Origin of the sequence: Leucobacter sp. PH1c (assembly GCF_000633415.1) — a bacterium.
Lineage (GTDB): Bacteria > Actinomycetota > Actinomycetes > Actinomycetales > Microbacteriaceae > Leucobacter.
Genome location: NZ_AYMV01000023.1, coordinates 47,700 through 57,324, shown reverse-complemented (window position 1 = coordinate 57,324; position 9,625 = coordinate 47,700). Strand labels below are relative to the sequence as shown.

General features: G+C 70.9%; 9 protein-coding genes and 1 tRNA gene. 2 read left to right on the top strand and 8 right to left on the bottom strand.

Annotation, left to right across the window (positions count from 1 at the left end):
* Window positions 1-22: 22 nt before the first annotated feature.
* The 7 genes from U874_RS0108785 to U874_RS15675 all read right to left on the bottom strand — a co-directional run bounded on the left by U874_RS0108785 (window position 23) and on the right by U874_RS15675 (window position 7,426).
* Window positions 23-1,501 (bottom strand): aspartate ammonia-lyase, encoded by a 1,479-nt coding sequence (locus U874_RS0108785; RefSeq protein WP_025134169.1) that lies wholly within the window; start codon window positions 1,499-1,501, stop codon window positions 23-25.
* 123 nt (window positions 1,502-1,624) lie between these two features.
* On the bottom strand, window positions 1,625-3,076 hold the full coding sequence (locus U874_RS14300; RefSeq protein ID WP_051582857.1) for an MFS transporter: 1,452 nt from the start codon (window positions 3,074-3,076) through the stop codon (window positions 1,625-1,627).
* A 78-nt stretch (window positions 3,077-3,154) separates the two neighbouring features.
* Entirely contained in the window at window positions 3,155-4,027 is an 873-nt protein-coding gene (locus tag U874_RS0108775) for a M48 family metalloprotease (protein WP_025134167.1), read from the bottom strand.
* Between the two features lie 12 nt (window positions 4,028-4,039).
* On the bottom strand, window positions 4,040-4,609 hold the full coding sequence (locus U874_RS0108770; RefSeq protein WP_025134166.1) for a LemA family protein: 570 nt from the start codon (window positions 4,607-4,609) through the stop codon (window positions 4,040-4,042).
* A gap of 49 nt (window positions 4,610-4,658) precedes the next feature.
* On the bottom strand, window positions 4,659-5,996 hold the full coding sequence (locus U874_RS0108765; protein WP_025134165.1) for a D-arabinono-1,4-lactone oxidase: 1,338 nt from the start codon (window positions 5,994-5,996) through the stop codon (window positions 4,659-4,661).
* A complete protein-coding gene (locus U874_RS0108760) occupies window positions 5,993-7,243 on the bottom strand; it encodes an alanine racemase (protein WP_025134164.1) in 1,251 nt (416 codons plus the stop codon). Before U874_RS0108760 ends, U874_RS0108765 begins: the two co-directional genes overlap by 4 nt.
* 33 nt (window positions 7,244-7,276) lie before the next feature.
* The gene (locus U874_RS15675; protein ID WP_198525836.1) at window positions 7,277-7,426 is read right to left on the bottom strand and encodes a hypothetical protein; all 150 of its coding nucleotides are present in this window, start codon (window positions 7,424-7,426) and stop codon (window positions 7,277-7,279) included.
* Between the two features lie 85 nt (window positions 7,427-7,511).
* Between U874_RS15675 and U874_RS0108750 the strand changes: the two genes are divergently transcribed.
* Together U874_RS0108750 and U874_RS0108745 are read left to right on the top strand one after the other, a co-directional pair.
* Window positions 7,512-7,585 (top strand) — tRNA-Leu (locus tag U874_RS0108750).
* Between the two features lie 100 nt (window positions 7,586-7,685).
* Window positions 7,686-7,919, top strand: coding sequence for a hypothetical protein (locus U874_RS0108745; RefSeq protein WP_232755896.1), 234 nt, complete (start codon window positions 7,686-7,688; stop codon window positions 7,917-7,919).
* A gap of 27 nt (window positions 7,920-7,946) precedes the next feature.
* Here U874_RS0108745 and U874_RS0108740 read toward each other — a convergent pair whose 3' ends face one another.
* Window positions 7,947-9,590 (bottom strand): putative Ig domain-containing protein, encoded by a 1,644-nt coding sequence (locus U874_RS0108740; protein WP_157834243.1) that lies wholly within the window; start codon window positions 9,588-9,590, stop codon window positions 7,947-7,949.
* Window positions 9,591-9,625: the final 35 nt, after the last annotated feature.

Genomic DNA, 9,625 nt, shown 5'->3' with positions numbered 1-9,625 from the left:
GGGCCGCTGTCTGTTGCGCGGACTACTCCGCGTCGGCGTCGGCCTCGAGCTTCTGAGGTGCACCGGGGATGATGTCGATCGCATCGGTCTCGGGGGCGAGACCCGCGAGCTTCGACGGCTGCAGGATGTCGTCGAGCTCCGCCTGATCGAGGAGGCCGCGCGAGACCACGAGCTCGGAGACCTTCGCGTTCGTGGCGAGCGCCTCCTTCGCGAGCTTCGCCGCCTCCGCGTAGCCGATGACGGGCGCGAGCGCCGTGATCACGGTGACGGAGCGGGCGACCATGTCCTCGAGGCGATCCTCGTTGGCGGTGATCCCGTCGACGCAGTTGACGCGCAGCGTCTGGCAGGCGCGCTCAAGCCACGTGATCGACTGGAACAGCGAGTGCGCGATGATCGGCTCGAAGGCGTTCAGCTGGAGCTGCCCGGCCTCGACGGCCATCGAGACGGTCACGTCGGCGCCGGCGACCGAGTAGGCCACCTGCGAGACGGCCTCCGGGATGACCGGGTTGACCTTGCCCGGCATGATCGAGGAGCCGGCCTGGCGCGCCGGGAGGTTGATCTCGCCGAGACCGGCCTGCGGCCCGGAGGAGAGCAGACGGAGGTCGTTCGAGATCTTCGAGAGCTTGAGCGCGCTGCGCTTCAGGGCGCCCGAGAACGTGACGAAGACGCCGGTGTCGCTCGTGGACTCGACGAGGTCACCTGCCGTGACGAGGTTGAGCTCGGTGATCTCGCGCAGGTGGCGGATCACGGACTCCTTGTAGCCCTTCGGTGCGTTGATGCCCGTGCCGATGGCGGTGGCGCCCATGTTGACCTCGCCGAGCAGCGAGACGGCCTCCTGGAGGCGCTCGATGTCCTCGCGGAGCGTCACGGCGAAGGCGTTGAACTCCTGGCCGAGGGTCATCGGGACGGCGTCCTGCAGCTGGGTGCGGCCGACCTTGATGATGTGCGAGAACTCGCGGCCCTTCGCGGCGAACGACTCGGAGAGGAGGCGCAGCTCCTCAAGCAGGCTGCCGAGCGAGAACGCGAGGGCGATCTTGATCGCCGTCGGGTACGTGTCGTTCGTCGACTGGCTGTGGTTCGTGTGATCGTTCGGGTTGATGTACGAGTAGTCGCCCTTGGCGTGCCCCGCGAGCTCGAGCGCGCGGTTCGTGATGACCTCGTTCGCGTTCATGTTGCTCGAGGTGCCGGCGCCGCCCTGCACCACGCCGACCACGAACTGGTCGTGCAGCATGCCCGTCTTGATCTCCTCGCACGCGCGATCGATCAGGGTGGCGCGCTGCTCATCGAGCGCGCCGATCTCGAGGTTGGCCCGGGCCGCGGCCTGCTTCACGCACGCGAACGCACGGATGAAGTCGGGGTACACCGAGATGGGGCGACGCGCGATCGGGAAGTTCTCGTGGGCACGAGCCGTGTGCACCCCCCAGTAGGCGGACGCGGGAATCTCGACGCTGCCGAGCGAGTCCGTTTCGGTACGAGTCTGGGCGGAGAGGAAGTCACTCACCGGGTATCTAGCTCCTGTGTCGGAAAGGGTGCGGACAGGCCGCCGGGAACTCGTCCAGCCTACCCCTGAACGCATGCCGCGGCCACCCGCCAAGCGCCGCGTTCTTCCGGCGGCGCGGCGGGCTCAGCGCGCGGGCCCGCCAGGCCCGGTCGGGGCACCCTCGCCCGGCGCGTCGGCACCGCCTGGATCAGCCTCGCCCTCGATCCGAATCGTTCCCGTTGCCCCCTCCTGCGGCGCGGACTCCCCCACCACATCGGGGTCGCGTCGCAGCACGGAGATCGGCGCCGTGAGCGTCTCGGACTGCTTCCCGGGATCGTCGTCGAGCCCGGGACGGCCGACGTGGGTGACCCGCCAGTTCCACCCCTCTCGGTGGAAGCGCAGTCCCCGCTCGGTGAGCAGCCAGGTCATCCCGATCCCGAACGCGGCGAACGCGGCCGCGGCGCTGATGATGAGCGTCGAGCGCGGGCCGAGCGCGTCGGCGGCGGCACCGACGAGCGGGGCGCCGATCGGTGTGCCGCCCATGAGGATCGCCATGTAGAGCGCGAGCACCCGGCCGCGCACGGCGGGATCGGCCGTTGTCTGCACGAAGCCGTTCGCTGTCGTCAGCATCGTCGAGATCGCGAAGCCGAGGAATACGAGCGTGAGCGCGAAGGTCCAGAAGCTCGGCATGAGCGCGGCGACGAGACTCACGAGCGCGATCCCGCCGACGGAGGCGATGACGACCCGCATCCGGGCTTCCGGGCGGCGGGCCGAGAGCAACGCTCCCGAGAGCGAACCGATCGCGAGGATCGAGGACAGGAGCCCGTAGTCGCCGGCCCCGCGACCGAACTCGACCGCCATCGTGGACGACATCACGGGGAAGTTCATGCTGAACGCGCCCACGAGGAACACGATCAGGAAGATGATGAGCAGGTCGTGCCGCTGCCTGACGTAGCGGAATCCCGCTGAGAGCTGCCGCAGCTGGGACTCGCGGCGACCCTGCGGGGGCGGCGCCGTGCGCCGGGTCGTGATCATGAGCAGCGCCCCGAGCACGGCGAGGAATGAGACGCCGTTGATGATAAACACCCAGCCGGAGCCCACGGCGGCGATGAGGATGCCCGCGACCGCCGGTCCGATGAGCCGGGCCGAGTTGAAGGAGGCGGAGTTCAGTGCGACCGCGTTCGACAGCTGGTCGGTTTCCACCAGATCAGAGACGAACGCCTGCCGCGAGGTCGTGTCGAAGGCGTTGACGATGCCGAGCGCGAGCGCGAAGCCGTAGAGGTGCCAGATCGAGGCGGCGCCCAGCACGAGCAGCGTGCCAAGGCCGAAAGCGAGCAGCATGAGGAGGCTCTGCGTAACGAGCAGCACCTTCCGGCGGTCGAAGCGGTCTGCGACGGCGCCACTGAACGGCACGAGCAGCAACTGCGGCCCGAACTGGAGCGCCATCGTGGTGCCGACGGCCGCGGCGTTCGTATCGGTCAGCTCGGTGAGGACGACCCAGTTCTGGGTCGTCGCCTGCATCCAGGCGCCGATGTTCGAGACGAAGGCACCCCCGAACCAGATGCGGTAGTTGCGCACGGAGAGTGAGCGGAACATGCTGGACACGGTGCGAGCGACCCCCTTCGGCTCACTCCACCCTATCCCCGAAGCCGCCCGCCGGTGCGCGGGCGGGGATCAGAACTTGTCGCCCATGTCGAGCAGGCGGCGGATCCGGTCCGGGATCGGCGGGTGCGTCGCGAACAGGCGCTGCATCATGCCGGGCTTCAGCGGATCCGCGATCCAGAGGTGGGCCATGCTGGACTGCTGCTTCTGCAGCGGCCGGCCGTACTCGGAGAGCTTGTGCAGCGCGCTCGCGAGCGCCTCGGGGTGCCGCGTGGTGAGCGCGCCCGTCGCATCGGCGAGGTACTCGCGCTGCCGCGAGACGGCGAGCTGGACGAGGCTCGCAACGAGTGGGGCGACGAGCATCGCGACGAGCCCGAAGATCAGCACGATGGGGTTGCCGTTGTTGTTGTTCCTGCCGAAGAAGGCCATGCGCACGAGCATGTCCGCGATCATGCCGACCGCGACAACGAGCCCGTAGACGATCATCGAGACGCGGATGTCGTAGTTACGCACGTGGCCGAGCTCGTGCGCCATGACGCCCTCGAGCTCCGCGTCCGTCATGATGTCGAGGAGCCCCGTGGTCGCGGCGACCATGGCGTGCTCGGGATCACGGCCCGTCGCGAAGGCGTTGGGCGCGGGATCCTGCACGATGTACACCTCGGGCATGGGGGTTCCCGTGGTGATCGAGAGGTTCTCGACGATCCGGTAGAGGCGCGGGTTCTCCGCCTCGGTGATGCGCTGGGCACCGCTCATGGAGATCGCCTGCCGGCCCGCCATGAAGTACTGGAACAGCGCGTAGCCGAGCGAGATCACCACGACGGTGATCACCATGCCGGGCGAATTGTAGATCGCGCCGGCCAGCCAGCCGAGGCCGCCGACGATCCCGACGAAGAGCAGGATGATCAGGAAGCTGTTGACCTTGTTGCGTCGAATGGCGCGGTACACGGTCCGCCCCGCTTAGAACTGGATGCGGGGCGGCTCGGAGATCGCGGCGACGTCGGTCACCTCGAAGAACTCGCGCTCAGTGAAGCCCATGCCCCGGGCGAAGATGGTGTTCGGGAACACCTGGATCTTGGTGTTGTACTCGCGCACGCCGCCGTTGAAGAACCGGCGCGAGGCCTGGATCTTGTTCTCGGTGTCGACGAGCTCGCTCTGCAGCTGCAGGAAGTTCTGGCTGGCCTGCAGCTGGGGGTACGCCTCGGCGACCGCGAAGATGCTCTTCAGCGCCGACTGCATGTGGTTCTCAGCCTGCGACGCCTCCGCGGGGCCCTGCGCTGAGATCGTCTCCGCGCGCGCCCGCGTCACCGAGTCGAAGACGGACTTCTCGTGGGCCGCGTAGCCCTTGACCGTCTCGATGAGCGAGGGGATCAGATCGGCGCGGCGCTTCAGCTGCACCGTGATGTCGCTCCAGGCCTCGTCGACGCGCACGCGCAGCGTCACGAGGGAGTTGTACGTCGCCCAGACGTACACGCCGAGAATAACGAGGACGCCGACGACGATCAGCGTGGCAATCAATCCACCAGACATATCTGCATCCTATCCAGCTTCGCCCGGAAACTGCTGTGCGCTTCGCTCGTCATTCCCCGAGCACTCGGCTCAGGTAGGGGTTCGCGAACACGCGATCCGGATCGAGGCGATCGCGGGTCGCGCGGAAGCGGTCGAACTCGGGGTAGACCGCCCGCAGCTCCTCGGCCCCGCGCGTGTGCATCTTGCCCCAGTGGGGTCGGCCGGCGTGCGCCGCGAGGATCTCCTCCGCGTCCCGGAAGTACTCCCGGTCGCGATCCCGGTGGAAGCGGTGCACGGCGATGTACCCGGAGTCGCGGCCGTGCGCCGTCGACAGCAGGAGCCCGTCGGCCGCGGCGGCGCGCACCTCGATCGGGAAGGAGACGCGGTGGCGCTTGCGCTCGATCATCGCGCCCAGTTCGCGCATCACCTCGGGAACCGCCTCGAGCGGCACCGAGTACTCGAGCTCCCGGAAGCGGATCCGCCGGTTCGTCACGAACACGCGGTGCGACTCGTCGACGTAGCGCCGCCGACTCGACACGGACTCGACGAAGCGGTTGATCCCCGGCGTCGCCGCGGGGGCGATCGATCCGAGTTCGACGCAGGCGCCGAAGGCGAGGTTGTTCGCGAGTTCCTCGTCCACGAAGCGCGACAGCCGAGTGAGAGGCTCAGCGCCGTGCGCGAGCGGCAGGCGCGTGTTCGTCTTGGTGCGCACGGCGCGCGTGTGCGGGAACCAGAAGAACTCGAAGTGGTCGGCCGCCCGCGTGCGCGGCACGAACGTGTCGAGCACCTCCCCCAGTGCGGCGGGCGCTTCCTCCGCCTGCAGCAGGAACCGGGGCACGCACTGGAGCGTCACCTCGGTCACGATCCCGAGAGCGCCGAGGCCGAGCGCCGCGGCCGGGAGCAGCTCGGCGTGCTCCGACTCGTCGATGCGAAGGATCTCCCCCGTGCCCGTGACGAGCGTGAGCCCGACGATGCCCGTCGCGATGCCCCCGTGGCCGAGGCCAGTGCCGTGTGTGCCCGTCTGCGTCGCGCCCGTGATCGACTGGCGGTCGATGTCGCCCATGTTCGGCAGCGCGAGGCCGAGCGGCCCGAGGATCGCGGGCAGTTGCCAGAGCCGCGTGCCCCCGCGGAGCGTCACGCGGCCGCGTTCGGGATCGGCGGAGACGAGGCCCTGCATGCGGTCGAGGCCGATCCGGATGCCGTCCGTCGCGCCGATCGCGGTGAAGCTGTGCGAGGCGCCGATGGGCTTGACGGGGTGCCCCGTCTCCCGCGCGCGCTCGATCACGCGGACCACCTGCTCGGCGGATCGCGGGGCCACGGTCAGCACGGGCGAGGAACGCTCCGTGCGCGCCCAGTTCGTCCAGGTGCTCCGCGCAGGGGCCGGGCGCTCAGGCCGGTCATTCGTCACAGGAAGCACTTCCCTTCTCCGCGGTAGCTCGGGATCTCGTCGCCCGCGCGGCCGTCCGGCCCCACGGGGACGATGCCGGTCGCGTGCTCGAGCGGCTCGCCCGCCTTCGCGTGCCGCAGCCAGACTCGATCGCCCGCTCGCAGATCCCGCGCTGCGGCGCCGCGCAGCGGTGTCTGCACCTCGCCAGCGCCCTCGCGCGCCTCGTAGGCGAGCCCCTCCGGCCAGACGGGCAGCGGCAGCCGGTCCGCCGCCGCGGGGCCCGAGGCGATCCAGCCGCCGCCGAGCAGCGTCGCCCGGTCCGGGCTGGGCCGCCGCACCACGTCGAGGGCGAAGCCGAGCGCCGGGGCGACCGCGAACGCCGAGTAGTGGTCAAAGAGGTGCGGGCCGTAGAGACCGCTGCCCGCAGCGAGCTCGGTCACCGCGGACTCGGCCGCCGTACGCTCCAAGGATCCCGTACCGCCGCCGTTCACGAACTCGAGCTCGGCGACCTCGCGGACGGCCGCGACGGCGGCGCCCCGACGCTCGACGAGCTCCGCGGCACTCGCGCGCTGCACGCGCCGCAGCAGGGCGGCCTCCGCCCGACCGCCCGCCCGGTCAGCGACACCCGCGATCTGCGCCTCGTAGGCCATGACGCCGACGAGCGCGAAACCCGGCCGCGCGTGCACCGCCGCGGCGAGCGCCCGCAGCTCGTGCGGCTCGCGCACGGGCGAGCGCCGCACACCGATGTGCCCGAGCGCGCGCGAGCGCCAGGACGCGTCGAGGTCGAGGCACACCCGGATGGGCGTGCGCTGCGCCGGGGCGACGACCGCATCGATCAGGTCGAGCTGCTCCGTGCTGTCCACCATGAGCGTCACGCGGGCGGCGAGCTCCGCAGAGGCGCCGAGCCGGCGGATCGACGCCCGATCGACGCTCGGGTACCCCACCACCACGTCGTCGATCGTCTCCGCGAGCCAGAGGGCTTCGGCGAGCGTGTACGCGAGAACGCCGCGGAAGCCGGGGAGCGCGAGCACCGCGTCGAGCACGCCGCGCGAGCGGATCGACTTGCTCGCCACGCGGATCGGCAGGCCGCCCGCGCGGCGGCGCAGCTCGTCCGCGTTCCAGCGGAGGGCCGCCGTACTGAGCGCGACGAGCGGCGCGGGAAGCTCGGCGGTCGCGGCCTGCAGGCCGCCCCAGAAGCGAGCCGGCTCGCGCCACGGCTGCGCCGCCGCGGCGTGTCCGATCTCGGCCGGGGAGAGGTCGAGTGTCATACCCGCAGTGTATGCCCTCGGCAGCGTCCCGGCTCAGCGATTCTCGATGGCGCGGTCCACCTCGGCCTGCCAGGCGCGACGGGCCTCGCTGCGGCGCGCGCGCCAGGCGCGGAAGCGCAGGAGGAGGGCGATCGCCGCCGCCCCGAGGAGGAGGCTGACGAGCAGCACTTTCGCGAAGACCACGGGCCCAGCCTACCGGGCGCGAGCTCCGCCCGGGGTGGCGCGCTGCGCGCTGGCCCGCACGCCGGATGTGGGACGATGGGGTGCCGCCCCCATAGCCCAACCGGCAGAGGCAGCCGACTTAAAATCGGCACAGTCTGGGTTCGAATCCCAGTGGGGGCACGAAGGGCCCCGGTCCCTGCCCTGAGCGCGCCCTGAGCCCGCCCCGAGGCTGGGGCGCGACGGGACGGCCGAGCGGCATCCGATCCGCACGAATCCACCGGTGGGAGGGACTGAAATGCGCATCCGCTCGAGCGACGAATTCGGCGAGCAGCACTCGCGCTTCGACGCTGCTGCCGCAGAGGACACGCTGCGCGAGCTCGAAGAGCAGTACGCCGCAGGTGAGATCGAGCGCCACGCCTACTTCGAGAAGAAGCAGTCGCTCGTCCGCCTGTTCCTGAAGGCCACGACGAACCCGAAGCGCCGCCGCCGCGAGGAGAACTTCGACGGCGAGTAGCCGGTGCGCGCCACGCCGCGCACGAGATCAGCGGCGGCGCAGGCGGGCCGCCCCCAGCGCACTCGCTGCGCCAATCACGAGGAGCGCTCCCGCGAGCAGCGCGCCGCTCGGCGCGGAACCGCCGGTCTGCGCGAGGCCCCCCGCGGTCCCCGGAGTGGGCACGGCCGTGCCGCCCCCGTCGCCGCCCTCGCTGCCCGGGTCGGTGCCGCCGCCCGTACCACCATCGGTGCCACCGTCGGTGCCACCGTCAGTACCGCCGTCCGTTCCGCCGTCCCCGTCGTCCGCCACGAGGATCGTGAAGCTCCGAGTAATCGTGTTCCCGTATCCATCGGTGCGCGTCACCGTCGCGGGGAACTCCCCGACGGCGCTCGGGGCCCCCGCCAGGAGTCCATCCTCCGAGAGGGCGAGCCCCGGGATCCCGTCCCCGACGAGGGCGGAGACGCCACCCGTGAATCCGGCTGGCGCACGGAAATCGAAGCGGACCGGCTCCCCCAGCTGCGCGCGGACGAGCGCGCCCGCTGCGGGCGCCGCCGCGAAGTCCACCCGCACGGCGGGGTAGATCACGGTGGCCGAATAGCGCGGCCCCGTGCCGTCGATGCGGTGGGCGAACTCGGCCCGCAGCTCGTCCGTGTCCTCGTCGAGGCCGGACCAGCGCGCTCCGCCCGCACCGACCGCGTCGGCGCCCGCCTCGACCGCGGGCGTCTGCCCGTCCGGCATGTCGAGGCGGCGGGCAGCATCGGTCATCACGAACGTCGCCTCGGTCGCCGAGGGGTGCACGGTGCGGTCGCGCACCGTCTGCCCGCTGAAGCCCGCCTGCTGGAGCTTCGGCCAGCTCGCCAGCGACGGGATGCTTCGCAGGAAGTTCCGGTTCACGTTGAGGATCGTGAGCTCGGGCAGCCCGATGATCGAGGTGAGGTCGTCGATCGCGGGGCGCGGGCCGGGCTCGTCCGCGGCGCGCGTCGACGGCACCGAGATCGTGCGCAGCTCGCGCAGACCGGCGAGCGGCGCGAGATCCTGCACGAAGGTGTCCTGCGCGTAGATCTCGCGGAACAGCGGGGAATCCGCGAGCGGGGCGAGGTCGCCCACGGCGGTGCTCGCGATCTCCAGCCGCACGAGGTTCTGGGCGCCGCGCAGCGGTTCGATCGTGTCGATCCCGGTGCTGTTGAGCGAGACGTAGTTGAGTCGCGGCAGATCGGCGAGCGGCGCGATGCTCGTGATCGGGCTCCCGCCGGCGAAGAAGTAGGTGAGGCTCGTCGCCCCGCGCAGCGGCTCGAGCGAGACGACGCGGGTGTTCTTCATCTCGAGGTCGGACAGTCGGCTCGCGTACTCCAGGCCCGTGAGATCGGCGATCGGGAGGCCGTTGAGGTCGAGCCAGGTCAGCGCGCGAATCTTGCCTCGGGTGAGATCCTCCTGCCCGATCCGCGAGCGGAGCGCGGCAGCGAGGGCGGCGTCAGGCACGTCGACGATCTCGTCGTCGTCCACTGCGCGGACGGTCGCATCTTCGGGAGCGGGATCCGTGATCGGGAAGCTCGGCGCCGCGAAGCCGTCGTCCGTCACGGCGATATCCACGATCGTCGGCGCGGCCTGCGCGGCGGTCACTCCCCCGGCGCTCAGCAGCAGCGCGGCGAGGAGCACCCCGCCCGCAGTTCGCAGCGCTCGTGTCCCGTGCATGATGCGTCGTTCCATCGTCTCCCCCGAGTTCCGTG

Coding starts and splice junctions, on each gene's coding strand:
- U874_RS0108740 (WP_157834243.1), bottom strand. CDS start 9,590: ATGCACGGGACACGAGCGCTGCGAACTGCGGGCGGGGTGCTCCTCGCC.
- U874_RS0108770 (WP_025134166.1), bottom strand. CDS start 4,609: ATGTCTGGTGGATTGATTGCCACGCTGATCGTCGTCGGCGTCCTCGTT.
- U874_RS0108760 (WP_025134164.1), bottom strand. CDS start 7,243: ATGACACTCGACCTCTCCCCGGCCGAGATCGGACACGCCGCGGCGGCG.
- U874_RS14300 (WP_051582857.1), bottom strand. CDS start 3,076: ATGTTCCGCTCACTCTCCGTGCGCAACTACCGCATCTGGTTCGGGGGT.